The sequence below is a fragment of the Vibrio sp. KUL70 genome (assembly GCF_059725515.1).
In genome coordinates this window covers 78,357-104,457 of the sequence record NZ_AP045834.1, presented here as the reverse complement: position 1 = coordinate 104,457, position 26,101 = coordinate 78,357, and the positions used below count along the sequence as shown (strand labels likewise).

General features: G+C 46.0%; 23 protein-coding genes. 7 read left to right on the top strand and 16 right to left on the bottom strand.

From position 1 onward, the window contains the following. The first annotated feature begins 50 nt into the window (after positions 1–50). Positions 51–1,451, top strand: coding sequence for a nitrogen regulation protein NR(I) (gene glnG / locus AC6I7V_RS00460; RefSeq protein WP_255231718.1), 1,401 nt, complete (start codon positions 51–53; stop codon positions 1,449–1,451). 105 nt (positions 1,452–1,556) lie between these two features. After that, complete coding sequence (gepA, locus tag AC6I7V_RS00455) at positions 1,557–4,091, top strand: phosphodiesterase GepA (protein WP_498011098.1); 2,535 nt, start codon at positions 1,557–1,559, stop codon at positions 4,089–4,091. A gap of 93 nt (positions 4,092–4,184) precedes the next feature. On the opposite strand, the gene hemN is transcribed toward gepA, so the two are convergent. The 5 genes from hemN to AC6I7V_RS00430 form a co-directional block, all read right to left on the bottom strand. Further along, entirely contained in the window at positions 4,185–5,576 is a 1,392-nt protein-coding gene (hemN, locus tag AC6I7V_RS00450; protein ID WP_255231720.1) for an oxygen-independent coproporphyrinogen III oxidase, read from the bottom strand. Between the two features lie 240 nt (positions 5,577–5,816). Next, the gene (locus AC6I7V_RS00445; RefSeq protein ID WP_255231721.1) at positions 5,817–6,305 is read right to left on the bottom strand and encodes a DUF2489 domain-containing protein; all 489 of its coding nucleotides are present in this window, start codon (positions 6,303–6,305) and stop codon (positions 5,817–5,819) included. Positions 6,306–6,311: 6 nt separating this feature from the next. After that, positions 6,312–6,863 (bottom strand): Der GTPase-activating protein YihI, encoded by a 552-nt coding sequence (yihI, locus tag AC6I7V_RS00440; protein ID WP_255231722.1) that lies wholly within the window; start codon positions 6,861–6,863, stop codon positions 6,312–6,314. After that, positions 6,863–7,501, bottom strand: a complete 639-nt coding sequence (locus AC6I7V_RS00435) for a class I SAM-dependent methyltransferase (RefSeq protein WP_261882348.1) — start codon at positions 7,499–7,501, stop codon at positions 6,863–6,865. Before AC6I7V_RS00435 ends, yihI begins: the two co-directional genes overlap by 1 nt. Before the next feature lie 560 nt (positions 7,502–8,061). Next, entirely contained in the window at positions 8,062–8,679 is a 618-nt protein-coding gene (locus AC6I7V_RS00430) for a c-type cytochrome (RefSeq protein WP_255231724.1), read from the bottom strand. A gap of 148 nt (positions 8,680–8,827) precedes the next feature. Between AC6I7V_RS00430 and yihA the strand changes: the two genes are divergently transcribed. Both yihA and AC6I7V_RS00420 read left to right on the top strand, forming a co-directional pair. After that, entirely contained in the window at positions 8,828–9,487 is a 660-nt protein-coding gene (gene yihA / locus AC6I7V_RS00425) for a ribosome biogenesis GTP-binding protein YihA/YsxC (protein ID WP_498011097.1), read from the top strand. A 188-nt stretch (positions 9,488–9,675) separates the two neighbouring features. Beyond that, the gene (locus AC6I7V_RS00420) at positions 9,676–10,323 is read left to right on the top strand and encodes a GTP-binding protein (RefSeq protein WP_498011096.1); all 648 of its coding nucleotides are present in this window, start codon (positions 9,676–9,678) and stop codon (positions 10,321–10,323) included. A 269-nt stretch (positions 10,324–10,592) separates the two neighbouring features. Here AC6I7V_RS00420 and spfP read toward each other — a convergent pair whose 3' ends face one another. From spfP to hemB, 4 genes are all read right to left on the bottom strand, one after another. Further along, complete coding sequence (gene spfP, locus AC6I7V_RS00415; protein ID WP_438356636.1) at positions 10,593–10,640, bottom strand: small protein SpfP; 48 nt, start codon at positions 10,638–10,640, stop codon at positions 10,593–10,595. Between the two features lie 193 nt (positions 10,641–10,833). Continuing rightward, positions 10,834–13,638, bottom strand: coding sequence for a DNA polymerase I (polA, locus tag AC6I7V_RS00410; protein WP_498011621.1), 2,805 nt, complete (start codon positions 13,636–13,638; stop codon positions 10,834–10,836). 681 nt (positions 13,639–14,319) lie between these two features. Continuing rightward, positions 14,320–14,754: a GNAT family N-acetyltransferase gene (locus AC6I7V_RS00405; RefSeq protein WP_255231726.1), complete on the bottom strand. Its 435-nt coding sequence runs from the start codon at positions 14,752–14,754 to the stop codon at positions 14,320–14,322. 119 nt (positions 14,755–14,873) lie between these two features. Next, entirely contained in the window at positions 14,874–15,917 is a 1,044-nt protein-coding gene (gene hemB / locus AC6I7V_RS00400; protein WP_150870538.1) for a porphobilinogen synthase, read from the bottom strand. A 210-nt stretch (positions 15,918–16,127) separates the two neighbouring features. Here hemB and AC6I7V_RS00395 point away from each other — a divergent pair, with 210 nt between their 5' ends. After that, on the top strand, positions 16,128–16,889 hold the full coding sequence (locus AC6I7V_RS00395) for a TatD family hydrolase (protein ID WP_255231728.1): 762 nt from the start codon (positions 16,128–16,130) through the stop codon (positions 16,887–16,889). 303 nt (positions 16,890–17,192) lie between these two features. Here AC6I7V_RS00395 and tatC read toward each other — a convergent pair whose 3' ends face one another. From tatC to rmuC, 7 genes are all read right to left on the bottom strand, one after another. Beyond that, complete coding sequence (gene tatC, locus AC6I7V_RS00390) at positions 17,193–17,939, bottom strand: twin-arginine translocase subunit TatC (protein ID WP_255231729.1); 747 nt, start codon at positions 17,937–17,939, stop codon at positions 17,193–17,195. An 84-nt stretch (positions 17,940–18,023) separates the two neighbouring features. Next, positions 18,024–18,431, bottom strand: a complete 408-nt coding sequence (gene tatB / locus AC6I7V_RS00385; RefSeq protein ID WP_255231730.1) for a Sec-independent protein translocase protein TatB — start codon at positions 18,429–18,431, stop codon at positions 18,024–18,026. 3 nt (positions 18,432–18,434) lie between these two features. Beyond that, positions 18,435–18,671, bottom strand: a complete 237-nt coding sequence (tatA, locus tag AC6I7V_RS00380; protein ID WP_032551065.1) for a Sec-independent protein translocase subunit TatA — start codon at positions 18,669–18,671, stop codon at positions 18,435–18,437. 51 nt (positions 18,672–18,722) lie between these two features. After that, entirely contained in the window at positions 18,723–20,357 is a 1,635-nt protein-coding gene (gene ubiB / locus AC6I7V_RS00375) for a ubiquinone biosynthesis regulatory protein kinase UbiB (protein ID WP_498011095.1), read from the bottom strand. After that, the gene (locus AC6I7V_RS00370; protein ID WP_372064421.1) at positions 20,354–20,959 is read right to left on the bottom strand and encodes a ubiquinone biosynthesis accessory factor UbiJ; all 606 of its coding nucleotides are present in this window, start codon (positions 20,957–20,959) and stop codon (positions 20,354–20,356) included. The genes ubiB and AC6I7V_RS00370 overlap by 4 nt, the downstream gene beginning before the upstream one ends. An 85-nt stretch (positions 20,960–21,044) precedes the next feature. Then, complete coding sequence (gene ubiE, locus AC6I7V_RS00365; RefSeq protein ID WP_261882341.1) at positions 21,045–21,824, bottom strand: bifunctional demethylmenaquinone methyltransferase/2-methoxy-6-polyprenyl-1,4-benzoquinol methylase UbiE; 780 nt, start codon at positions 21,822–21,824, stop codon at positions 21,045–21,047. 65 nt (positions 21,825–21,889) lie between these two features. Next, a complete protein-coding gene (gene rmuC / locus AC6I7V_RS00360) occupies positions 21,890–23,422 on the bottom strand; it encodes a DNA recombination protein RmuC (RefSeq protein ID WP_255231734.1) in 1,533 nt (510 codons plus the stop codon). 135 nt (positions 23,423–23,557) lie between these two features. On the opposite strand from rmuC, the gene AC6I7V_RS00355 reads away from it, so the two are divergent. Together AC6I7V_RS00355 and AC6I7V_RS00350 are read left to right on the top strand one after the other, a co-directional pair. After that, positions 23,558–24,451, top strand: a complete 894-nt coding sequence (locus tag AC6I7V_RS00355) for a DMT family transporter (RefSeq protein ID WP_255231735.1) — start codon at positions 23,558–23,560, stop codon at positions 24,449–24,451. A 138-nt stretch (positions 24,452–24,589) separates the two neighbouring features. Continuing rightward, positions 24,590–26,025 (top strand): IS1182 family transposase gene (locus AC6I7V_RS00350; RefSeq protein ID WP_498010706.1). Its coding sequence is split into 2 segments (ribosomal slippage): positions 24,590–25,763 and positions 25,763–26,025, totalling 1,437 coding nucleotides; the frame shifts between segments, so codons are not numbered across the junction. Positions 26,026–26,101 lie beyond the last annotated feature (76 nt).

Below are 26,101 nucleotides of genomic sequence, written 5' to 3'. Positions count from 1 at the left end.
AAAAACAACAATGATCACCACAATAGAATTGGCTGCAAAGGAATGGAACTATGAGTAAAGGATATGTATGGGTCGTCGATGACGATAGCTCTATCCGCTGGGTCGTTGAGAAAACGCTCTCTTCGGCGGACATTAAGTGTGAAACCTTCGCTGATGCGGAGAGCGTGCTCATGGCACTGGAACGCGAAACCCCTGATGTCTTAGTCTCAGATATCCGTATGCCGGGTATCGACGGTATCGAGCTACTTAATCAAGTTCAGCAGCGCTCACCGGATCTGCCTGTCATCATCATGACCGCGCACTCGGACCTCGACGCTGCCGTTAACGCTTACCAGAAAGGTGCTTTCGAGTATCTTCCAAAGCCATTCGATATTGATGAGACTCTAACTCTGGTTGAGCGTGCTATTGCCCACAGCCATGAACAGAAACGTGAGCAAGCCAATGAAGTCGCCGATACCGATGCACCAGAAATCATTGGTGAAGCGCCAGCAATGCAAGAGGTTTTTCGCGCCATTGGTCGTCTATCTCGCTCTTCAATCTCAGTGCTAATCAATGGTGAGTCTGGAACAGGTAAAGAGCTGGTTGCCCACGCCCTACACCGCCACAGCCCACGCGCGACGAAACCATTTATCGCCCTCAACATGGCCGCCATTCCAAAAGATCTGATTGAGTCAGAGCTGTTTGGTCATGAAAAAGGCGCATTTACTGGTGCCAATAGCGTGCGTCAAGGTCGTTTCGAACAGGCGAACGGTGGCACCCTATTTCTAGATGAGATCGGAGATATGCCACTCGACATTCAAACTCGCCTACTACGTGTACTTTCAGATGGGCAGTTCTACCGTGTTGGTGGTCACTCAGCTGTGAAGGTCGACGTTCGTATTGTCGCGGCAACGCACCAAAATTTAGAACGTTTAGTGCACGAAGGCGATTTCCGTGAAGACCTGTTTCACCGTCTCAACGTCATTCGTATCCATATCCCCGCACTACGCGAACGTAAGCAGGATATCGAAAAGCTCACACAACACTTTCTAAGCTCGGCAGCAGAAGAACTTGGCGTTGAGGTGAAAGCGCTTCACCCAGAGACTATCGCCAAACTTAATCAACTCAACTGGCCGGGCAACGTTCGCCAACTCGAAAATATCTGTCGTTGGTTGACGGTCATGGCGAGTGGTAGCGAGATACTGCCATCTGACCTTCCTCCAGAATTACTCGAAGAAAAATCCGTTACCACCAGCGATAGCGGTGAGAGTTGGCAAAACCTTTTAGCAAACTGGGCAAAGTGCGCGCTAGATTCAGGAGAAAAAGAGCTGCTCTCTTATGCGCTTCCAGAGTTTGAACGCATACTGCTTGAAGCGGCTTTGAATCATACTAATGGTCATAAGCAAGATGCCGCGAAAGTGCTTGGTTGGGGTCGAAATACTCTAACAAGGAAGCTAAAAGAGTTGTACTAACATAGACAGACTTAAACCCACAGTTACTTTTTAATCAAAAAAGTGTCGCCTGACTGGGATGGAATCGGTACAATTACAGTACAACATACAAAAAATTAATCGTCGATGTACATAAAAGCCCAAATTACACTCAGAACTGCTGTGGTTTTGCCGTTCGTGATGATTTTTCTCGTCACCACCGGTGTAATGGTTTTTACTCAGAAAAACAGCTTCGAAGAGATGGTTCGTGATGTCAGTGCACGTCAATTAGCGTCACTGACAGAAAATGTCCACAAAAGTCTATCTGAATTTCTAGAGAAGCCGTTCCACGCCAACCTATCTCTAAGTCATAACATCGGGTACCACCAGCTGTATCAAGAAGGGAAACTGAATACAGTACAGGACTACATTCTTCGAAGCTTTGCAGGGCACTTCTCAACCATCGAACAGCTCGATGTTATTGGCTTTGGGTCAGAGCAGGGGCACTATGTAGGTCTTCGTAAAGAAGCCAACAATGGCTATTCGTTAATGTTGCAAGATGAGCGCACTCAAAATCAGCTGATCATCTATCGCGGCAGTGAGATAAGCAAAGACATTCGCTCTGTGATCTCAAATTACGACCCACGCATTCGCCCTTGGTACACACCTGTTGCTCATCAAACCAAACCCGCATGGTCAACGATTTACACCAACGCTGACGAAAGACAGGAGATCACCCTCTCTGCTCTCGCACCAATCTATGACCAAGACAAATTCAAGGCGGTCATTGTTAGCGACATTAAAATTGATACCTTCAACGCTTTCCTCAAGCAACTCAAAGATAGAACCAACGCCTCCGTTTACATTATGGATCAGCAGCAACGCATGGTGGCTCATTCTGATGGCGGGAGTGTCGTATCCTGGGGCAATACTCGCCACTCTGACCGAGGGGAGAGACTGCTCGCGACAGAGAGCCCCAACCCAATCATTCGAGAAAGTGCCTCTTACGTAGATCAATTCCATTTAATTGATGATCAGCAAGTGCACCGCTTTAGCTTCGATCTCGACGACGAACGCTTCTACAACCAGATCACCCCTTATTCGGATGAATACGGCATTACATGGTTCATTGGCATGTCTATTCCCAAAACAGACCTACTCGGTAAACTGCCAGAGAATCAGCGTAATAGCTTACTACTTGGGCTGCTACTAAGCTTTACGGGGATTACTCTTGGTTTCTTAGCATTCAATCGTGTGACGCGACCGATCACCTCAACTGCCGATGCAGCAAAGCAGCTAGCAAAAGGCGATTGGGAAAGCACCATGCCACGACCAGGCCATATCTACGAAACCAGTATGTTGGTCGAAGCGTTCAATGAAATGACCGACAACCTCAAGTCTTCGTTTAACGCTCTGCAGACTCAACTTACCTATGACTCACTGACCAAGTTGTATAGCCGCGAAGGTCTAGTGGATGCTGCGAAAAAACTCAATATCGCCAACACAGGCACTCTATATCTGGTGGGTATTGACCGCTTCCGTGACATCAATGATAGTCTTGGTCACTACAACGGTGATCAGTTACTGATTGTCGCCGCTGCTCGCCTGCGAGGTATTCTGCCAGAACATTACTTACTGGCTCGTACTGGCGGTGATGAATTTGCTATCTACGCACCCGATGTGGCTGACAAAGAAGAAGTAAGTCTATTAGCCAGCCGACTGCTGCAGACCTTCGCCTCTCCCTTCTGTATGGAATCAGAAAATGTGGTCGTCAATATTTCGATTGGTATTGTGCAGCAATGCGAAGATTGCGATATGACCCTGTGGTTGCGTAACAGCAGTATCGCCTTGAGTAACGCAAAACAAGACAAAGCGCGCTTTAGTATATACAGCCCTGAAATGGCTAACGCCTCAAGGCATCGCACTAAAATGCTGGCTCGTATTAATAAAGCGATAGAGAAAAAACAGTTTGAACCCTTCTACCAGCCAATCATTGACCTAGAAACCGGCACAATCATTGGTGCTGAAGCGCTAGCTCGTTGGGTAACGGAGCAAGGTATCATCCCCCCGTTGGAGTTTATTCCATTGGCGGAAGAGACTGGGCTTATCAGTGATATCGGCCAGCAAATTTTGCATAAGTCATGTCGTGATACGGCAATCGCGATTGAAACGGGTATGTGGGCGCCTGAGTTTTCCATTCACGTTAACTTAGCGGTTGATCAACTGAGTCAAGCTGGCTTTGTCGAGCAGGTTATGACCACCCTGCGTGATACTAGACTGCCAGCTCGCAATCTCACCTTAGAAATCACCGAGTCTCGAATCGTCGATAATGATCCAACGATCATTGAGAATATGCTAGCACTTAAGGCTCTGGGTATTTCGATTGCGATTGATGACTTTGGCACTGGCTATTCATCACTGGCCTACCTGCAAAAGCTGCCATTTGATTGCTTGAAGATCGACCGTAGCTTTGTTAGCAAGTTAGAGAAAGAGCGCTTAGAAAGTTCAATCGTAGCTGCGATTGTGAACATTACACGGGGCTTTAAGGTTAACTTAGTAGCTGAAGGCGTGGAAACCCAACAGCAGGCTGATTTGCTCAAACAGTTAAAATGCCCGCAAGCTCAAGGCTTCCTTTATAGCCGCCCGGTGCCAATCGATGAATGGCCTCACCAACTGAGTTAGCCGACAGATTGATCGTTATAGAACAAAAAATGCCAACATCTCGATGCTGGCATTTTTATTGGGAAAAGCAGGTAACGGGAAAACAGGGCTCGCTTAGATAACGCGAGAGAACTGCTGCTGACGCGCTTTGGCTCGCAGGTACTTATCGAAACACATACAGATGTTACGAATCAGCAATCGACCACGCAGGGTTACACGGATCTCTTTATCATCCACTTCAACGAGCTCATCATTGATGAAAGTTTGCAGTAACTCTAAATCTTCTTTGAAGTAGCGATTAAAGTTCACTGAGAACTCAGACTCAATCTGGGTCTTATCTAGCTTAAAGTTACAGATAAGCTGCTTAATCACTTCACGGCGCAATAGATCGTCGTTATCCAGTACCACCCCCTTCCATAAAGCATGACGAAGTTCGTTCACTTGAGCGTAGTACTTCTTCAACTCTTTCTGGTTCTGAGCGTAAGCATCACCCACCATAGAGATTGCCGATACACCAAAGCCAATCAGGTCACACTCACCTTGTGTGGTGTAGCCTTGGAAATTACGGTGAAGAATGCCTTCACGCTGTGCTACCGCCAGTTCATCTTCAGGCAGAGCGAAGTGGTCCATACCGATAAACTGATAACCCGCACCTGTCAGCGTCGCGATGGTATCTTGCAGGATCGCCATCTTCTCTTCTGCTTTTGGTAGGTCTTCATCTTTAATCTTACGCTGAGCCGCAAACAGTTGAGGCATGTGCGCGTAGTTAAACACCGATAGGCGACCCGGCTTCATCTCCAGAACTTGCTTCAGTGTTTCAGCAAATAACGCTTGAGTCTGCTTTGGCAAACCGTAGATAAGATCCAGGTTGGTTGAGCGGAAACCCAGGTCTTTGGCACGCTGCACCATAGCAATGATGAACTCTTCATCTTGCTCACGGTTAACCAGTTTCTGTACTTCTTTGTTGAAATCTTGAACACCGATGCTCAGACGGTTAAAGCCTTCGCTGCGCAGGTGATCAAGCATATCAAGCTCAATCTCACGCGGGTCAACTTCAATACTGATCTCAGCATCTTGAGTAAAGTTGAACTCATCACGCAAAATCATCATCAGGCGAGTGATTTGCGCTTTGCTCAGGAAGGTTGGTGTACCACCACCAAAGTGCAGCTGCGTCACTTCACGCCCTTGCAGTAGTGCTGCGCGCTGGCGGATCTCATGCTCAATGACATCCAAGTACTCATCAGCCTTATGCGAGTGGCGAGTGATCACCTTATTACAACCACAGTAGTAACAAAGCTTGTGACAGAACGGGATATGTACGTAAAGAGAAAGCGGACGCTCAGGGTACTGAGTACACGCCATGTCATAATCAGAGACCGTGAAAGCTTCATGGAACTCCAACGCAGTTGGATAAGAGGTGTAACGTGGACCAGAATAGTTGTACTTATCTAAGATGGCTTGATCCCAAACGATTTGCTGGCTCGTTACTGCTGGCTTGCTCGACATGATGGTATTTCCAATTAAGATCCGCGAATACTGATGTACTCTCAAATCATTTTACATACATTAAAATATAGACGGGTTATTTTGCCACACGATGTGTAAGGACGTTTGACAGCAAATCGCTTTTTGAACACCAATGCTCAAAATTGATAGCTTGATCACTAACCGGTTTAGGGGATGTAAGATAACACAAAGGTAAGAGGGCTTATTTGATGTGACACCACACCACACAAGCCCTTTTTATTAGATCATCTGAATGTTGATTTGGTTATTGAGCGGTTTTACTCTCTTCTGTAACTGTTTCAACTCTTCAATGATGGATTCGTTCAAGCGTGACTCAGCTTTTTGTCGAGTCAGGTTCTGCTTCATGCGCTCTCGTTTCGGAAGATTTTGTCGCTCTTCACCACGCGCCATGTCTTTCACCACGTGATACAACTCAGAGGTTGCAGGGTATTCAGTGTCGAAATCAACACGTTCATCACCCTGAACAAAGTCCATGATGTTGTACACGCGAATACTGATCTCCGACAAATCGCACTGACCTTGAATGCCCGCAAGACATAGGGTGTTCACGTTGTCGAAGATGTTCGCGTTACGCTTCTCGATGGCTAGAGCTTTATGCTGCTTTTGCAACTCCGTCTGCTTCTTCACTTGAAGTAGAAGGTAACCTGCGTAACAGCCCAAGCCGAGAACGATAATTCCGCCAGCAATTGCTAATAAGGTTACATTCATAGATTCTTAGCCTTTAAAGTTATCGAGATCGATGTCTTCAAACTGCGACAATAGGTCTTCATCTGAAGAGGCTTTCTTAGATACAGCTTCAGGAAGGTCATCAAATACGTCTTCCTCTTCTGGCTCAAGTAGGCCTAGGCGATCCATTAGGAACTCAATACGATCCAGCTTCTCGTCGACCAGTTTCTGTAGACCTGCACCCAAGTTTTCGCCCGCTTCTAGACGGTCAAGCAAGGTGTTCAGTTGTGCATCGTTCTCAAGCATCTCTAGCTCTTGTTCAAACGACAACTTACGCTCTTGTTTGGTAGGCTTCTTAACTGGTTCGATCACCAATGGAATCTTTTTCTTGCTGCCTAAACGTGGGTCGCGGTTTTGTGCAGCTTTACGCTGTTTCGCTTCGCCACCGTCTGAGTGACGACTACCTGATTTTAAACCTTTACGTTTCTTCAGGCGCTTACGCTCACGTCCCTCAACATCCGATTCGCTACGGTTGCGAGTTACGATAACTTCAGGAGCACCGTAAGCTCCTGGCTTTCTTGATTTTTTGCTACGGCTCATTACTGGGTCTTCCTCAGTAAAATTACATCATTTCCAACAAATTCGAGTTCGAGCTTATCCCGCTCAGCCAAAAACTGGAATGTTTGGCGGCTAAAAAAGACCACATGCGTCGGATCATTCTTATAGTGCCAACCAGCAAACGCGTCTACGTCAATTACTAGCTTGGTCATGAGACCAATCCAGCCCTCCGGCTTAACTAAATTCAACCATTGCTGCCACACCTTATCGGGTTCATAAAGATGTTCAATCACCTCGGTGGCAGTCATAAAGTCGTACGTCTTATCAAGAACGGCACGTTCTGGGTGATAGTAGATGTCGTACAACTCCACGGTGTGTCCAGCTTCTTCTAACATGATAGATAGCGTAGGGCCTGGGCCACAACCAAAATCTAACCCATGTGAGTTAGATGAAATTCTGTCTGTTAATGGGTCGGCAATGCGCGACAAGAATCTACGATATCCAGCATCACTGGGATCATTCTCATGCAGATCATAGTGTGCTTTCTCTTCGCTTGCTTCTAACCTTTGGTCAGGTTTTACAAATACCAACTCACATTGCTGACACTGCAGATACTCTCTGCGTTTGTCTTCAAAGTAGTGATGCACATCGTGATGATGGCATAAGGGACAAGTATACATAGCACATCCTTAAACAGGGATGCGAAACATACCAGAAAGTGCGTTTAGAGTGGAGAGATATTGGGTGTTTTTTCATCAAATCAATAAAAAAAGCGATAGGAAAACCTATCGCTCTCTAAATCTGCCTATATTGGCCAAAATTTGCGTACTCAACTTGATACACAAATCTCCATTTGTTATTGGTGCTTTCCTTGCCAAATTTGTTTTTTGTTCATCACCCTGATGAATTTTGGCTATCCGTTTCTAACACCTTGTCGCTGGGCTATCCTAGCCTGATCCTTTTCTGTCTATACCGTTAGACTAGACGATCATCCATATCGATTTCAGCTCCAAGCTGATGGCGGCTAATTTACTTACTTATCAAAAAAACGACAAGAGCGCGACTTCACACTTTTTGTACATCCTTTGAACACTCATAAAGAATGCCTATTTGATCACACCACACATAATGTGAGGTTATATAAAAGACAACGCCCCAGCCGATCATGGCTAGGGCGCATCCTAAATATTGCTCGAACGTACATTTCTTTACTCTTAATTAAGAGCGAGAAACCGACAAATTAGTGTAAACCACCAACGTACTTCGATAAGGTTTCAATGTCTGCGTCTGTTAGCTTTTTAGCTACATCACGCATCATCGCGTTCATGTCGTTGTTACGGCTACCATCGCGGAATTTCTCAAGCTGTGCCTTGATGTATTCTGCGTGCTGACCAGAAATCTTAGGGAAACCAGATAGCTCTGTACCGTTACCACGAGGACCGTGACAAGCGATACACGCCGTTAGGCCGCGTTCAGCGTCACCCGCAGTGTATAGAACCTTACCCTCTTCTACTACGTTCTCTGGCGTAGAGTTGTTAGAGATAGGCAGAGATGCGTAATATGCAGCTAGGTCAGCCATGTCTTGTTCAGACAGAGGCATCGCCATTGCACCCATTACAGGCTCATTACGACCTTGTTTACCACCACTAGTCATACCTAACTTGAGATCTTTTAACTGCTTCTCTAGGTATTTCTCATGTTGACCAGCCAGTTTAGGGTACTGTGTGATCAGACTGTTGCCGTCAGCACCGTGGCAGGCAACACATGTTTGTGATTTGGCTTTACCAGCTTCAATACTACCTTGAGCCCATACTGAGCAGCTGGCTAATAGACTCAAAATTAGCGCTAATTTCTTCATGACATTCCATTATAATTATCAAGCTTCCAGTACCACTCTATGTTGCCACTCATGGTACAATAGGCGACCTTATGCCGAGCACGGTTATTTTACACAAATTCACAAAAAAGTAATCAATCGACTACACAAAGTCGAGATGGAGTTAACAGTGAGCGTAAAAATTCATTATCAAAACACGCATTTCATTACCAGTGCACCTGATATTCGTCACTTACCAGAAGACGAAGGGATCGAAATTGCGTTCGCAGGACGCTCCAATGCTGGTAAATCTAGTGCACTAAATCGCGTGACCAACCAAAAAAGTCTAGCGAAAACCAGTAAGACCCCAGGTCGTACTCAACTGATCAACCTGTTTAAGGTGACTGACGGTTGTCATATTGTCGATTTACCAGGGTACGGCTTCGCGCAAGTACCACTAGAAATGAAGAAAAAGTGGCAGAAGTCACTGGGTGAATACCTTCAAAAGCGTGAATCGTTAAAAGGTTTGGTGGTATTGATGGATATCCGCCACCCAATGAAGGACCTTGACCAACAGATGATCTACTGGGCTATCGATAGCCGCATCCCAGTACAAGTCCTGCTAACTAAGGCCGACAAGCTAAAACAAGGCGCGCGCAAAGCACAGCTACTCAAGATTCGTAAAGATGCGCAATCTTTCGGTGGTGATGTTGCCGTTGACGTGTTCTCTTCTCTAAAAGGCATTGGTGTTGACCAGCTACGCAGCAAAATGGACGAATGGTTCGCACCTGCGCTTGCTGAGCAAATAATCGATGAACTTGCAGAAGAAGAGCGCAACGACGAGGTCTAAAATAGACACATTCGTTAGCTTTAAGGAATAGAAGACTTACCCTGCTTATATAAGCGGGGTATTTTTTTACCTAATTTTCATCGGCTAGCGCTCTGAGTGAGCCATACTGACAGACAGAAATAGAATAAATAGATGATAACAATGGTTGAATAGCTGTCATCTAACTTAATAATGGGAAAGGAAGACTGATGTTAAAAAAATGGACACTGCTACGAATTTTGGCCCTTATCAGCTTGTTGATGCCACTATTATTCACGCCACTATCGCTGCATGCCGAACAGACCCAGACTCCGCCGCCAGCTCTCATGAATGTCGACATGACTCTCGACCTCGATGGTATGGAGAAATATGCCAAAGAAGCCAGCCAGTCGCTACAGGTCATCTCTGAGTCACTGCAGTCTATTGTCAATAATCCCAATCTCAGTCAAGACCAACAACAAGCGCTCGATGAAACAATCGCTAGTATTAATCAATTGAGCGTCGCAACGACCCAATCGATCAATCACCTTCCCGAAGTGTTTGAACACTCACGAATGACCTTCCAGCAGACTAGCCAAACTTTACTTGATGATATCCAGAGCAAAATATTGATTGCCTTGGTCGCTATCGTTGCTGTCATCATCTTGGCTTTGATTGCTATCTATCTACTGATTCTAAAACCGATGCAACATACTCTCGTCCAAGCCACCAGCAATATCTCGGCGATGGCGAAATCCATCCAGATCACTGCGGAAGCGTTGAAATACAGCACCGACCAACAACAGTACTTAATGGCAGCCATTGATCAAAAAAGCGATGCGCAGGAAAGCTTAACGACTGAAAAGCAGAGCAAATAAAGCAGTAACAATAACCAAATCGCGGCACACTCCAGATTTAACAAGGTTATTTTCTCAGATAAAACAAGACTGAGAGGCTTTGATTGAAAGTTACATTTTGATCGCTTTATTCCACAAACATCAAATCATAGCATATTTGTCGATGAGACTGTTCTGGTTGAGATAGACAAGCGAAAGGTGGGTTAGTATTGGCGAGAAAAGAGGGGTTGGAAAATTTTCTTTCGCACAAGAAAAAACGCCCCAGTCAAATACTGACTGGGGCGGCTGAATCAGCCTAATCCAATAACGTGAAACAAAAGGTCTGAAAGATAGAACATCTTACCTCTGTACCCTACGAGATTTAATGTACAACAATTGCTCAGAAATGAAAACAATTTTTGTAGTTTTTTTTCATGAATGTTTTATTAAAACACTTCGAACGCTTGAAGTAGCTCGCTTTATTCATGATAAAAAAAAGCCAGTGTTTGTGCACTGGCTCATACTAATTTCGTAAATAAGGTTAAAAAGTGATTAGTGGGCCTGATCCCAGTTGTCACCATGGCCAGCTTCCGCAACCAGTGGGACATCTAGCTCCGCGGCTGATTCCATCAATTCTTGTACTTTACTTTCAATTTCCGCTAATGCTGACTCTTCTACTTCAAACACCAGTTCATCGTGTACTTGCATCAGTAGCTTCACGCGACCCGCGCCTTCAGCTTGAATCCACTCGTCCACCAATAGCATCGCTTTCTTGATAATGTCTGCCGCAGTACCTTGCATTGGTGCGTTGATCGCCGCACGCTCCGCTGCCTTACGACGCATACCGTTACGAGATTTAATTTCTGGTAGATGTAGACGACGACCGTAAATCGTCTCAACAAAGCCCTGCTCAGAAGCCGCACTGCGGGTGTCTTCCATGTACTGCATTACGCCAGGGTAACGCTCAAAGTAAGTATCCATGTAGTGCTGTGCTTCGCCACGAGGAATACCTAGCTGCTTCGCAAGGCCAAAGGCACTCATACCGTAGATAAGACCAAAGTTAACCGCTTTCGCGCGACGACGCTGCTCTGAAGTCACATCATCAATGCTCACGCCGATGATCTCAGCTGCCGTTGCGGCGTGGATATCTTTACCTTGTTGGAAGGCTTCAAGTAGCGCTTTATCGCCAGATAGGTGCGCCATGATACGCAGTTCAATCTGAGAGTAATCGACTGCAAGAATCTTCCAGCCGTGAGGCGCGACAAATGCCTGACGAATACGACGTCCTTCTTCGTTGCGAATTGGAATGTTCTGTAGGTTTGGATCTGTCGAAGATAGACGACCTGTCGCCGTTACCGCTTGGTGGTAAGAGGTGTGTACGCGACCTGTCTCTGCATTAATCATCTTCGGTAGCTTGTCTGTGTAAGTCGACTTAAGCTTAGCCAAACCACGGTATTCCAGAATCAACTTCGGCAGTGGGTAATCCAGAGCCAGCTCTTGCAGCACTTCTTCATTGGTCGATGGCGCGCCCGATGGCGTCTTCTTCACCACAGGTAGACCCATCTTTTCGAATAGAATCGCTTGCAGCTGTTTTGGTGAGTTCATGTTGAACTCTTGCTCGGCGATTTCGTAAGCCTTCTGCTCAAGCTCATCAAGACGCGCGGCAATTTCTTGCGACTGTGCACCTAGCAGCATGTCATCGACAAAGACACCTGTGCGTTCAATGCGAGAGATCACCGGTACCAATGGCACTTCAATCTCTTCGTAAATCGCTTTTAGCTTTTCATCTTGCTTGATGTGTTGCATCAAACGATTGTGCAGACGTAGGGTGACATCCGCGTCTTCAGCTGCGTAAGGAGAGGCCTCGCCCAGTTCAATCTGGTTAAACGTCAGTTGCTTCTTGCCCTTGCCTGCAATCTGCTCGAATGAGATGCAGCTGTGTTGTAGGAAACGCAGCGCAAGGCTATCCATGTCGTGCTTACCACCTACGCTGTTGAAAACGTAAGATGCCAACATGGTGTCATGTTTAATGCCCTTCATCTCAATGCCGTAGCGCGCAAGTACAGACGCATCGTACTTAAGGTTCTGACCGACTTTGGCTTGAGTATCGTCTTCTAAAATCGGCTTCATCTGTTCCAGTACCCAATCACGATCCAGCTGTGCTGGCGCGTCTAGGTAGTCATGTGCCACAGGTACGTAAGCGGCAACGCCCTCTTCTGTCGCGAACGATAAACCGACTAGATTCGCCACCATGTAGTCAAGGCTGTCCGTTTCCGTATCAAAGGCAAACACTTCCGCTGCTTTTAGCTTCTCTAGCCAAGCACTGAAGTCCTCTTCATTCAGAATCGTTTCGTACTTGCTGCGATCAATAGTCACAGCTGAAGTGTTCATCTCTACACTTGATGACGTTGGTGCTACAGAGCGTGCAGCGCCAGCCGCACCAGACTTCTCATCAGCCTCAACCACACCAGTGCCGCCTTCTAACAGCTCATTCAACCACGACTTAAAAACGAGTTGTCCATACAGTTTGATCAGCTCGTCTACATTTGGCGCCCCTTTAACTAAGGACTCCGGTGTCTCTTCTAGCTCAACATCCAATTTGATGGTCGCTAGCTCGTAAGAAAGCTTGGCATTCTCTTCGTTATCAACCAGCTTCTTAGCCATAGTTTTCGAACCACGGAATCCAAGTGCTGCGATGTCGTCTAAATTTTGGTACAGCTTTTCGATGCTACCTATACCCTGAAGTAGCGCCGTCGCCGTTTTATCGCCGACACCCGGTACACCAGGGATGTTATCCACTTTATCGCCCATCAGTGCCAAGTAGTCGATGATCAGCTCTGGTGGAATACCGAACTTCTCGATAACGCCTTCACGATCCATCACTACATTCGTCATGGTGTTGATCAGCGTAACGTTATCATCAACTAACTGAGCCATATCTTTATCACCGGTACTGATCAGTACTGGCATACCCGCTTTGGATGCTTGTGACGCCAACGTACCGATAACATCATCCGCTTCCACGCCCGGGATTGAGATCAATGGCAGACCCATTGCACGAATCACATTGTGCAGAGGCTCAATCTGGCAACGCAGATCATCCGGCATAGGCGGACGATTGGCTTTATATTCTGGATACATATCATCACGGAACGTTTTGCCCTTAGCATCGAAAACAACGGCAATGCGATCTGAAGCGAATTGACGCATCATGCTGCGCAGCATGTTCACCACACCATAAATAGCGTTAGTGGGAATATCACCATTACTCATGGTGCCCGGGTAAGCATGGAACGCGCGATATAGGTAAGAAGAGCCATCAATCAAAATCAATGGATTATCAGGAATACGAGCCATAATGTTTGTGTATCCAGTAATAAGTACAGAAATAATGAGGTAAGCATGCCACGTATGGTGACGGGATTCCACGTTGTCGATCTGTATCCGTAGAATGGGTTGTGTTTGTTATAAACAGAATCTTGTTATTTTTTGTTCCACAAGCCACCTCATCTGTGGATAACTCTGTTTATATTATTTATCCACCCTGTTGAGAAGTTCGTAACATGAGACAAAAGCACAACCTAAGACATTGAAATACAAAAGATAAAATAGAGATCGAACAGATGATCAACGATCTTTTTTCGATCTTGCATTGTGGAAAAGAATATTGGTGAGGATTTATGCATGCACCTTTATGGTGCCGCATATGCATCTTGTTGAAACTAAGATAGAAAAAAAGCGACACCCGAGGATGTCGCCTAGCAAAAAGCGGTGAAGCTATTCAATTGAATACCACAGCTTAACCAAAAAGCTATAAATTACACTGGAAGCAATGTGAGCAATGTCGTGTCAAAAAGAACTTAGTTTAAGTTCGCGAGAATTCTGTTGGTAACTCAGCGTAGCACTCAGTTACTAAACATCCTTGTGAACATTTCCTCATTCCCTAAGACGCAGTTAATAATAATGATTCTCATTTGATAGTCAACAATTAAATGATAATAAATCTCATTTAATTGTAATTATCATCAAAACGTCATCTCATATCTGCTTCACAAAGTGCAGCCTATTCTCTTTAATGTCTTCTTTTTGTTCGAAATTTTCTATCATATAGCCATTTCTCAATAGCAATCTCAACATCGAAGAAAATTGGTTTCTAGACTTCACTTTTAGCTGTTTATAGCCCTGATCTCGTACCCATTGCTCCTGAAAATCCAATTGAAGCTGCGCGACGCCTTTGTTTCGAGCTAAAGGAGAGACTCCACCAAACCAACTATAAAAAGTGTGTTCATCTAACTGATAACCAATTTTAAAACCGAGCAGCTGCCCATCCTCTTCTGCAACGAGTACCAACTGTTTTTTGTTTTGTAGACGAGCTGAAAGCGATTCAACACTCTCTTTGTGGCTGAACTCATCGATCTGCTGTACGACAGCCACGCACTCTTCCAATGTCCCCTCTCGAACCACAACGGTCATTTTAAATCTCCTAAAAACGAATAAAGGCCAGCATGATGGCTGGCCTTTTATGATTAGGGCGTGTTGACCTTTCGTGGTTAAATTTTGTTCGAAAGATCAACACACCTTAGTCTCGACGACTATTTGTTTCTTAGAAACTGTGCTGCTTGAGCATCGTCTTCTGCTAACCACTCAGCCACATCTTTAGCGAAGTAAGTCAGGATGCCATCCGCACCGGCGCGCTTAAAGCACAACAGAGATTCTAGTACTGTTTCGCGCTCTTTCAGCCAACCATTTTGAATCGCGGCTTTGTGCATCGCATACTCACCAGACACTTGGTATGCAAATGTTGGTGCTTGCAGCTCGTGCTTAACACGACGAACAATGTCTAGATAAGGCATACCTGGTTTCACCATCACCATATCCGCACCCTCATTCAGGTCCATCGCCACTTCGTGAATCGCTTCATCGCTGTTAGCCGGATCCATCTGGTAGTTTTTCTTATCACCACCTTTCAGGTTTGATGCACTGCCGACGGCATCACGGAATGGACCGTAGTAGCACGATGCGTATTTAGCCGAGTACGCCATGATTTGAGTATGAATGTGACCCGCTTCTTCTAAAGCTTCACGAATCTTACCAATACGACCATCCATCATGTCTGATGGTGCAACCACATCAGCACCAGCTTCTGCGTGAGACAGAGCTTGCTTGATCAGAACTTCGGTTGTCTCGTCGTTCATCACATAACCATCTTCATCAATGATGCCGTCTTGACCATGCGTCGTGAATGGGTCTAGCGCTACGTCGGTAATCACGCCGATATTTGGCACATGCTCCTTCAGCGCACGCACAGCACGTTGCACCAGACCTTCAGAGTTATGTGCTTCTGCGGCACATAGGCTTTTCGCGTCTTGGTTAACGACAGGGAACAGTGCAATTGCAGGCACCCCAAGTTGAGAAAGGTATTCTGCTTCTTCCAACATCAAGTCAATTGAAAGGCGCTCAATGCCCGGCATAGACTCAACCGTTTCACGACGGTCCTTACCCATAAGAATGAACATTGGGTAGATTAAGTCATTCACTGATAACTGGTTTTCTGCCATTAAGCGGCGGCTGAAGTCGTGTTTACGCATACGACGCATACGACGACCTGGGAACTGACCTTGAATAGATACAGACACGTGATTCTCCTTGCCTAGCCTAGGTAAACAACTACCTAGATTATAAAAAGTGCAAAATAGTTGGCAAAAGCATATCACCGCTAGCTAAAGACGCTAGCAGTAAAACCTAAATCCCCCGTAAAAACCGGGATAAATGGCAAAAAATGACCTTCTCCTCACACTGCCGTATACTCTTGGCAACACGTTTCTTCAGCTTTTCAGGACACAACCATGATCGATACTCACGCCCATATCTACGCTAGTGAATTTGATAACGACCGAGATCAAGTCGTTCAACGCGCGCTAGCCCAAGGCATTGATCGCATTCTTCTCCCTAATATCGACCTCGACTCTATCGAACCTATGCTCGCAACCGAGCGCCAATTTCCTGAAGTTTGCCGCTCAATGATGGGGCTTCACCCGTGCTATGTTGATGGAAATATTGAAAATACACTGAAAACTATCCGTGCCTGGTTCGACAAGCACGATTTTATCGCCGTGGGTGAAATTGGTATCGACCTCTACTGGGATAAAACCTACAAAGCGGAGCAAGAGTACGCCTTTGTTACTCAACTGCAGTGGGCTAAAGAGCTCGACCTACCGGTGGTTATCCACACCCGAGATTCGATTGAAGAGACGTTAGCTCTATTGAAGCAACAACAAGATGGCAGCCTTCGTGGTGTATTCCACTGCTTTGGTAGCAGCTTAGAGGAGGCTCAAGCGATCAACGCGCTCGGTTTCCACTTAGGTTTGGGGGGCGTTTCTACCTTCAAAAACTCAGGTATGGACAAGGTGATTCCACACCTCGATATGAATCTCGTCATCTTAGAAACAGATTGCCCGTATCTAGCACCAACGCCAAACCGCGGCAAGCGCAATGAGCCAGCTTATACAGAACTTGTCGCAAAACGAATTGCAGACTTACGAGGTATTACAGTGGAAGAAGTCGATATGATCACAACTCACAATGCCAAACAGCTGTTTAAATTATAGACCACCATACCATAAGAAAATATTATAAAATCACACTTTCCATTTGAGTTAACAGCTCAATCGGTCTAATATCACCCCTCTGCATATGGAGGTGGTTGATTATGTGTGACCATGCACAACACTTACAACGTCAACATCGAACCTTTTGGCATAAAATCATTGGTATTAAAGAGATTTATATCTGTCAGAACTGTGGCTACGTGTTAAAAATTCGATAATAATAAAACGGAAAAAGCGGCACTATGGCCGCTTTTTGCTTAAGGGTTCAACAATTGACTTTTAAGCATTAATTGCGTGAAAAGCTCACGACTCCACTTCATCTTCTTCCTCTTTGCGTACATAGAAACGAGCAAAAAACAGGCCCACTTCAAACAAAATACACATCGGAATAGCCAGTAGAGTTTGAGAAATCATATCTGGTGGTGTCAGCATCATACCGATAACAAAGGCACCCACCACGATGTAAGGACGTTTCTCTGAAAGCGACTTTGGATCCGTTGCTCCCGTCCAACATAGTAGGATGATGGCCACTGGTACTTCAAAGGCAATACCAAAAGCCAAGAACAACGCCAGTACGAAGTCTAAGTAGCTAGAGATATCTGTTGCAAACTCAACCTGTCCCAAAGAGATAGTGGTGAAGAAGGTAAACACCAACGGAAACACCACAAAGTACGCAAAGGCAACACCACAGTAGAACAGCAGTGAGCTCGATGCCATTAGCGGCATGATCAATCGCTTCTCGTGCTTATACAAGCCAGGCGCAACAAAGGCCCAAACCTGATACAAGATAAATGGAACGGCGACAAAAATAGAGGCAACTAGCGTTAACTTCAACGGTGTAAAAAACGGTGAAGCCACATCGGTTGCGATCATGGTCGCCCCTTCTGGTAGGCGCTCTACCAAAGGAGCCGAGACAAATTCATAGATGTCATTGGCAAAATAAATCAGCCCTAGAAACACCACCACTACGGCAACAATAGCACGTAGTAGACGATTGCGAAGCTCTAGTAAGTGACTGATTAAAGGCTGTGTCTGCTCAGTCGAAGACATATCAAACCTCTTAATAAGGACGATCGAAAAGGAGCCGCACGTATACTTATCAGTTTAAGTACTTCGCGACTCCTCCTTGCGAGACTATTCGGCTTTTTTATCTGGCGTGGCTGATGCCTCACTGTTGACCTGAAGTGATTCATGATCCGCAGTCTCGGTGTGGCTCGTTTGAGCTTCACTTGGCTTATCAGACTCAGGCTTAGCGTATGGACGTTGAACTTCAGCAGCCGCCTGCTTCAATTCATCCACCGACTTTTTCAGCTCAGGAGAGAGATCTTCCATCCCCATTTGCTCAGCCTTCCGTAGGTTTTCTTGCAGCTCTTGTACCTTAAGTTCATGTGAAAGCTCATCTTTCACACTGTTCGCCATGCTTTTCGCCGATCCAATAAACTTGGAGACACTACGAATTGCCACAGGCAAACGCTCAGGTCCTAAAACAACTAACCCGACGACAGATATTAATACCAGTTCCCAAAAACCGATATCAAACACGACTTACGCCTGCTCTTTGTCTTTCTTAGTTTCAGCAGTTGCGTCAGTCTTCTGCTGTTCAATGTTTTTTTGTTCAAAGTCTGCATCTTTCTTTGCAGGCTCTTCATCATTCATTGCTTTCTTGAAGCCTTTTACTGCTGAACCTAGGTCACCACCCATACCGCGTAGCTTCTTCGTTCCAAACAGCAAGATTACGATTACAGCAATGATTAGAAGTTGCCAAATACTGATTCCACCCATTGTCATTGTCCTCGGGTCTGTCTACAAAAAATTATTAAGGAAGTCTACCGCTTAACGACGGTAAGCTCGCCAACTTAGCAGCCAAAATGTGACACCTGCGATGCCACAGCCCATAGATAACTGCTGGTAAGGGCTTGAAACTAATATTGCGGAGCATACGACTAAAGTTGCTCCAACGCCAAACAAAAATTTACCCGTCGCTTGCTGACGTTTGCTTTCTCTATAACCTTGATAAAGCTGATCCATTCGTTGATTCATCGCTTTACCTTGGCGCAAACTGTCATAAAGCAGCTCCGGCAATTCCGGCAGCTTCTCTGCCCAGAAAGGCGCTCGGTCTTTAACAGCGTTAATCACTGCCTGCGGACCCACTTGGTTCATCATCCAAGTTTCTAGGAAAGGCTTTGCTGTCTCCCACAAATCCAGCTGTGGGTATAGCTGACGCCCCAACCCTTCAATATACAGTAAGGTCTTTTGTAGAAGGACCAGCTGAGGCTGAACCTCCATATTAAAACGCCTTGCCGTATTAAATAAGTTTAGCAACACATGGCCAAATGAGATCTCACCCAAAGGTTTGGCAAAAATCGGCTCACACACCATGCGAATCGCGAACTCAAAATCATCAACGTTAGTGTCGTGTGGTACCCAACCTGAATCAACATGTAGCTCCGCCACTTTGCGATAATCTCGGTTGAAGAAAGCCAATAAGTTCTCTGCCAAGTAGCGCTTGTCTTCACTGTTTAGCGTTCCAACAATGCCGCAATCTAGACCAATCCATTGTGGATTGTCTGGATTCTCTGGGTTTACGAATACGTTACCCGGGTGCATGTCCGCATGGAAGAAGCTGTCACGAAACACTTGGGTAAAGAACACGGAAACGCCGCGCTCCGCCAACAGCTTCATGTTGGTGCCATTGGCTTCCAGCATTGGGATATCCGAGACTTGGATACCGTAGATGCGTTCAGAGACCATCAAGGTTTCACTGCTCAGATCCGGTATCACTTCCGGAACATACAGCTCTTCACTGCCTTCAAAATTACGACGCAGCTGAATTGCGTTCGCCGCTTCGCGTCTTAGGTCGAGTTCATCGAGTAGCGTTTTCTCGTACTCTTTCACCACCTCAACCGGTTTTAAACGACGTGCTTCAGGAAGCGACTTGGCGACTATACTCGCCATTCGGTGCATCAGTTTTAGATCTGCATCAATCACAGGGCGAATATCAGGGCGAATTACCTTAAGTACCACCTCACGGCCCGAATCTTTGAGCTTTGCCGTATGCACCTGTGCGATGGATGCGGATGCCAATGGCTTAATGTCAAAGTCGGTAAACCAGTTATCTAAACTGCCGCCCAACGCCTTTTCCATATCGCGCTTGGCTAACTCACCGTCAAACGGCGCGACTTGGTCTTGCAACAGGGCTAACTGATCAGCGATGTGCGGAGGAAACAGATCACGTCGTGTCGACATCATCTGACCAAATTTAATCCACACAGGGCCAAGCTCTTGCAATGCTAAGCGTAGGCGATGACCCAGTTCTTTGTCTTGATGACGATTTTTAAGCCAAAAAAGAGACTTTCTTGCCAGCAGCGGCGCTTTGGTCAACTGGTGCTCAGGCATCAATTCATCAAGGCCGTACTCTAACTGTACCTTAATAATATGATAAAGACGTTTCAGTTCTGCCAGCGTCATGCTTTCTCCAATAGAGCGTTCAATTTGGCTTCAAGGCGAGCTGCTGCGCTTTTCACATCATCAACCTGATCACAGAAATGTGCGACTTCTAACGGTGCAGGAGCGATCTTCCACTCTTCCGTAAGCACTTGTGCGAAATGATTTTGGTGTTTATTGGCTTGAGACGCGACAATGCCACCAACGTTCTTCGCGCCTTGCACTAGTGTGTGCGCCACGACATCACCGGTCACGCGTGATAGCCACTCTTCAAGATCGGGTTTGCAGTCGGTCATCAGTTGAGCAAACTTCTGCGCTAACTGAATATCACCTTCAAGGATCAGCTTATCCTGCTTGATCAGCTTCGTGATGTTCGATTGTTCACGTAACTCAGGAAGCACAGATAAATTCAAAGAGAGGTAACAGTCTGGTTGCCCTTCGTAGTCTGCTAATACGTCTATTTGTTGGCTAAACACAAATGTCAGAGTCTTATTGAGCTCTTTAAGGTTCACCTGAATGATCTGACCCTTTAAACGCGATAAACGACGCACCAAATCGGGGTCGTCGTTGACGAGTGTATTTAAAGAGGTTTCGATAACCGCCGTTACTAGTGAGTCAAATGGCATGACTGTCCTTACCTTTGAAAACGGATAAGCCGAAACCTATCCGTTGTATCTTATAATTCGTTGTCGATTTTACTTGAGTTCTGTCTTAGAACTTATAACCGCGGTGTAGCGCAACAATACCGCCGGTTAGGTTGTAGTACTTCGTATTTTCAAAGCCCGCTTCTTGCATCATGCCTTCCAGCGTTTCTTGGTCTGGGTGCATACGAATCGACTCAGCAAGGTAACGGTAGCTGTCTGCATCATTCGCGATAATCTCACCCATCTTCGGCAATAGGTGGAATGAGTAGGCGTCGTACACTTTTGAAAGTGGCTCAAGTACTGGCTTAGAAAACTCCAATACCAATAGACGACCGCCTGGCTTCAACACGCGGAACATGGAACGAAGTGCTTTGTCCTTGTCTGTTACGTTACGTAGACAGAAGCTGATAGTAATGCAATCAAAGTAGTTATCTGGGAATGGCAGCTCTTCTGCGTTCGCTTGAACGTAGTGAACGTTACCAACAATACCGCTATCACGCAGCTTGTCACGACCCACATTCAGCATCGAGTTGTTGATATCAGCAAGGACTACGTGGCCGTTCTCGCCCACAATGCGCGAGAATTTTGCGGTTAGGTCGCCAGTACCACCACCAAGGTCTAGAATGCGTTGACCTGGGCGCACGCCACTGCAATCAATGGTAAAGCGCTTCCATAGACGGTGAACACCACCTGACATCAGGTCATTCATAATGTCGTACTTCGCAGCTACAGAGTGAAAAACCTCTGCAACTTTCGCAACTTTCTCTTCTTTTGCGACTGTCTCAAAACCAAAGTGTGTGGTTTCTGATTCTACTACTGTATTTGTTTGCACACTGGTGTCCGTCATGCTGTTCTCTACCCTGGTAAGTCCTCAATGGCAGCGCAATAAGCCTTTGAACGCGCTGCGGTCGATTAGTTTACTTTATCCTCAGCGGGTTGTCTTTCTACTAACGAGGCATTTTCTGAAAAAGCCTCGTTTTGCGCGAGCTCTGTCAGGCTAACGGCAATTGGCTTTTTCACCTCAACCCCTAGCTGTTTGAAGCTCTCGGCCTGACGAATCACGTTACCCCGCCCAGTTGCGAGCTTATTCATCGCCCCTTGATAGTTTTGGTTTGCTTTGTCCAGCGCCCCACCAAGGCTTTCCATATCATCGACGAATAAACGCAGCTTATCGTACAATTTACTTGCACGTTCAGCGATGATTTGCGCATTTTGATTCTGACGCTCATTGCGCCACAGATTATCAATGGTACGTAGTGCCACCAACAAAGTGGTTGGGCTAACCAGAATAATATTTTGCTCCATCGCGTCTTTGACTAGGCTTGGATCGGCCTGAATCGCCACTTGGAATGCAGGCTCGACAGGAATAAACATCAATACATAGTCGAGGCTCTGAATGCCTTTCAGTTGATGGTAATCTTTCTGACTCAAACCTTTAATGTGCGCGCGCAATGAGACTAAATGGTCACGCAATGCGACATCACGCTCAGCATCGCTTTCTGCATTGAAGTAGCGCTCATACGCCACCAGCGCCATTTTCGAATCCACGATGACTTGTTTGTTTTGAGGTAAGTGAACAATCACATCGGGTTGATAGCGCTTGCCCGCTTCATTTTGTAAATTGACCTGAGTTTGATACTCATGCCCTTCTCGCAGACCGGATTCTGCGAGTACGCGCGCCAGTACCACTTCACCCCAGTTGCCCTGCTGTTTATTATCGCCTTTAAGCGCTTGAGTCAGGTTAACCGCTTCTCGCGTCATGCTTTCATTCAGGCGTTGCAAGTTCTTGAGCTCATGAACTAAGGTGTGACGCTCTTTGGCTTCTTGACTAAAGCTGTCATTAACCTGTTTCTTAAAGCCCTCAAGCTGTTCTCTGAGTGGAGATAATAGCCCCTCTAAGCTCTGCTTATTCTGCTGATCGACTTTTGCAGTTTTCGCTTCAAAGAGTTGGTTAGCAAGATGTTCAAACTGCTGCTTCAAACGTGTTTCGGCTTGCTCTAAAAGCTGCAGCTTTTCGTGGTTGGCAAGGTTCTCTTGGTCGTGACGCGCTTCTTGCTCTCGCAACTCGGCTTCAAGCTCAGATTTTTGATCTTTAAGACTATTAATCTCATCAAAGTACTGCTGGCGCTCTTGTTTTACCGCTTCGAAATAACGCAATTTCTCCATCGCCGCCATGACCTTACCGTGGGCTTGCTTAAGCTCAAAAGCAGCTTTGTCACGCTCATCATCGAGCTCATCAAGCTCTTGCTGAGCCTCTGCTAATGAGGCCTTTAGCTGGGCAGTTTGCGACTCATGCAACTGACGATCAGACTTCAACTGCTGCTCTAAAAGCTGCTGTTGGAATAAAAGTTTCTGCTTAATCCACCAACCCACAAGGCTACCGCTGATTACCGCGGTTGAAGCGGCTGCGATAAGGGTCGTTTGGTGATCGATAATCCATTGCATGGTAGTAACTTAGCCTAATTGGAGATAACTCATTAAATGGTATTTTGATACTGGATAAATGTCCAGTTTGCCGTATTAAATTTCGACATATAGACTAAGCTTCCACCTTTGCCTTATTCAACTTGATGAGCTTTTATGAACGAACGTCGCGCCCTCGGTTTTGGCCTTTCCGCGGTACTACTCTGGTCAACGGTAGCCACCGCTTTTAAGCTAACCTTAGCTGAGTTTTCACCGATTCAAATGCTGACTATTGCCAGCGTTGTCTCTTCGATTGCTCTGATCGTTATTTGTTACTTCCAAGGCAAGCTTTCTCAGCTCTCTACTACCTTTTTTGCTAACCCTTGGTATTACTTACTGCTCGGCCTCGTCAATCCGCTGGCTTATTATCTGATTCTCTTTAAAGCTTACGACCTGCTCCCTGCTTCTCAAGCTCAAGCGATCAACTACAGTTGGGCGATCACCTTGACCTTAATGGCGGCTGTTTTCTTGGGGCAGAAGATTCGCAAGCAAGACTGGGTGGCCTGTACCTTCAGCTACTTAGGTGTGGTTGTGATCGCGACCAAGGGCGATGTGTTGGGGATGCAGTTTGATAGTCCACTCGGCGTTGGTTTAGCGCTGTTATCAACACTGCTTTGGGCGGGTTACTGGATCTTAAACACCAAAAACAGAGCCGATCCCGTGGTGGGTGTATTGCTCGGCTTCTTAGTTGCACTGCCTTTTGCAATTGGCTTAACTCTGTATGAAGGGCAAGGCTTTAGTCAGATCACAGCTAAGGGCTGGATGGCCGTCACTTATGTTGGCCTGTTTGAGATGGGGATTACCTTTGTGTTGTGGCTATCAGCACTTAAATCCACCAATAACACTGCGCGTATCAGTAATCTGATTTTTGCATCACCGTTTATCTCATTAATGCTTCTCGCATCCATCATAGGTGAAGAAATTCATCCATCCACTTTATTCGGTTTGGTGCTGATCATTACCGGTTTAGTGATTCAACAACTCAAACTATCTAAGGGCAAAAGCGCCTAAATAACTCGATCAGTCGCGATTTGATAGAAATGATAAAGGAAAGGCCCTCGTTATGAGGGCCTCAGACTGCTGACAAAGGTCTAGCTTTCAAGCTAGACCTTTGATCTAATAGGGGTATCGAAATATGGATATCTCACTATGCTTCAAGAGCCTTCACCTCAACAATATGAACTCGAAATGGTCACCATGGAACAGCTCGTTCCTCAGAACCATTTAGTTCGTAAGATAGATAAAGCCATCGACTTCGAGTTTATCCGTAATGAAGTCGCTCACCTCTACTGTAAAGACAACGGTCGCCCACCTGTTGACCCTGTACGCCTGTTTAAAATCATCCTGCTTGGTTACCTCTTCGGAATAAAAAGCGAGCGACAACTCGTGAAAGAGATTGAAGTCAATGTCGCTTATCGATGGTTCCTGCGTATGTCACTGACAGAGAAAGTTATCCATGCATCGACACTCAGCCAAAACCGTATTCGCCGCTTTAATGGTACCGATGTGTTTGAGCGTATCTTTATCAATATCGTAGAGCAGGCAATGGCGAAAGGTTTGGTCGCAGGCCAAGAACTATTTACTGACAGCACGCACCTAAAAGCCAATGCCAACAAAAATAAGCACACGAACAAAGTGACTAAGGTTCGCGCCAGTGCTTATCTTGATATGCTCGATGAAGATGTCGCGCTAGACCGAGAGAAAGAGGGTAAGAAACCTCTAAAGTCACGTACCGCTGAGCCTAAAACTAAGAACACCAAAACGAGTACTACCGACCCGGAAAGTGGCTTCATGACTCGAGATAATAAGCCCCAAGGCTTCTTCTATCTCGACCACCGTACAGTGGATGGACAGCATGGCATTATCTTAGATACCCATGTCACAGCAGGTAATATCAATGACTCTCAACCTTATGTGAAGCGTCTGGACTATACCCTAGAGCAATTTAACCTTAATCCAATCGCCGTTGGACTCGACGCGGGCTACTTCACTGCGCCAGTCGCTGAGTCATTAGAGCGTCGAAATATCTTGGGCGTGTTCGGTTATCGCAGACCATCGAGAACAAAGAATGCGTTCAAGAAAAAGCACTTCATCTACAATGAAGAGCGAGACAGTTACCGCTGCCCTAACGGTCAAGAGCTCATCTATAAAACAACGTCTAGAGATGCGTATCGTGAGTATCACTCCGACCCGAAAGAGTGTGCGTTCTGTCCAATGAGAGATGACTGTACGCAAAGTAAAAATATGAAGAAAGTCATTACAAGACACATCTATACGGACGCGATGGATAGAGCCAACCAAATGCGGCTCTCACCTTATGGAAAAAGACGTATAGGCGAAGAAGTGAGACGGTAGAGCGGAGCTTCGCCGACGCTAAGCAGCACCATGGTCACCGTTATGCCCGCTTCCGCGGGCTCTCGAAAGTGCAAATGCAATGTTGGTTGGCAGCTGCCGCTCAAAACATCAAGAAGATAGCCTTGGTGGTGAGCTATTTACAAAAAATAGGGCTAAATATGTCCCAAATACGTCAAATTATGGCGTCTAGATGCCAATTTAAGTGTTGGGCTCTTCCAAACTTCGCATAATAAAAAAATATCGCGATCGCGGCCTACGGCCGCTCGAAAAAGAGAACCCCACTTCAAAAAGTGGGGTTCGTCAGCA

Coding starts and splice junctions, on each gene's coding strand:
- glnG (WP_255231718.1), top strand. CDS start 51: ATGAGTAAAGGATATGTATGGGTCGTCGATGACGATAGCTCTATCCGC.
- gepA (WP_498011098.1), top strand. CDS start 1,557: ATGTACATAAAAGCCCAAATTACACTCAGAACTGCTGTGGTTTTGCCG.
- hemN (WP_255231720.1), bottom strand. CDS start 5,576: ATGTCGAGCAAGCCAGCAGTAACGAGCCAGCAAATCGTTTGGGATCAA.
- AC6I7V_RS00445 (WP_255231721.1), bottom strand. CDS start 6,305: ATGAATGTAACCTTATTAGCAATTGCTGGCGGAATTATCGTTCTCGGC.
- yihI (WP_255231722.1), bottom strand. CDS start 6,863: ATGAGCCGTAGCAAAAAATCAAGAAAGCCAGGAGCTTACGGTGCTCCT.
- AC6I7V_RS00435 (WP_261882348.1), bottom strand. CDS start 7,501: ATGTATACTTGTCCCTTATGCCATCATCACGATGTGCATCACTACTTT.
- AC6I7V_RS00430 (WP_255231724.1), bottom strand. CDS start 8,679: ATGAAGAAATTAGCGCTAATTTTGAGTCTATTAGCCAGCTGCTCAGTA.
- AC6I7V_RS00420 (WP_498011096.1), top strand. CDS start 9,676: ATGTTAAAAAAATGGACACTGCTACGAATTTTGGCCCTTATCAGCTTG.
- polA (WP_498011621.1), bottom strand. CDS start 13,638: ATGGCTCGTATTCCTGATAATCCATTGATTTTGATTGATGGCTCTTCT.
- AC6I7V_RS00405 (WP_255231726.1), bottom strand. CDS start 14,754: ATGACCGTTGTGGTTCGAGAGGGGACATTGGAAGAGTGCGTGGCTGTC.
- AC6I7V_RS00395 (WP_255231728.1), top strand. CDS start 16,128: ATGATCGATACTCACGCCCATATCTACGCTAGTGAATTTGATAACGAC.
- tatC (WP_255231729.1), bottom strand. CDS start 17,939: ATGTCTTCGACTGAGCAGACACAGCCTTTAATCAGTCACTTACTAGAG.
- tatA (WP_032551065.1), bottom strand. CDS start 18,671: ATGGGTGGAATCAGTATTTGGCAACTTCTAATCATTGCTGTAATCGTA.
- ubiB (WP_498011095.1), bottom strand. CDS start 20,357: ATGACGCTGGCAGAACTGAAACGTCTTTATCATATTATTAAGGTACAG.
- AC6I7V_RS00370 (WP_372064421.1), bottom strand. CDS start 20,959: ATGCCATTTGACTCACTAGTAACGGCGGTTATCGAAACCTCTTTAAAT.
- ubiE (WP_261882341.1), bottom strand. CDS start 21,824: ATGACGGACACCAGTGTGCAAACAAATACAGTAGTAGAATCAGAAACC.
- rmuC (WP_255231734.1), bottom strand. CDS start 23,422: ATGCAATGGATTATCGATCACCAAACGACCCTTATCGCAGCCGCTTCA.
- AC6I7V_RS00355 (WP_255231735.1), top strand. CDS start 23,558: ATGAACGAACGTCGCGCCCTCGGTTTTGGCCTTTCCGCGGTACTACTC.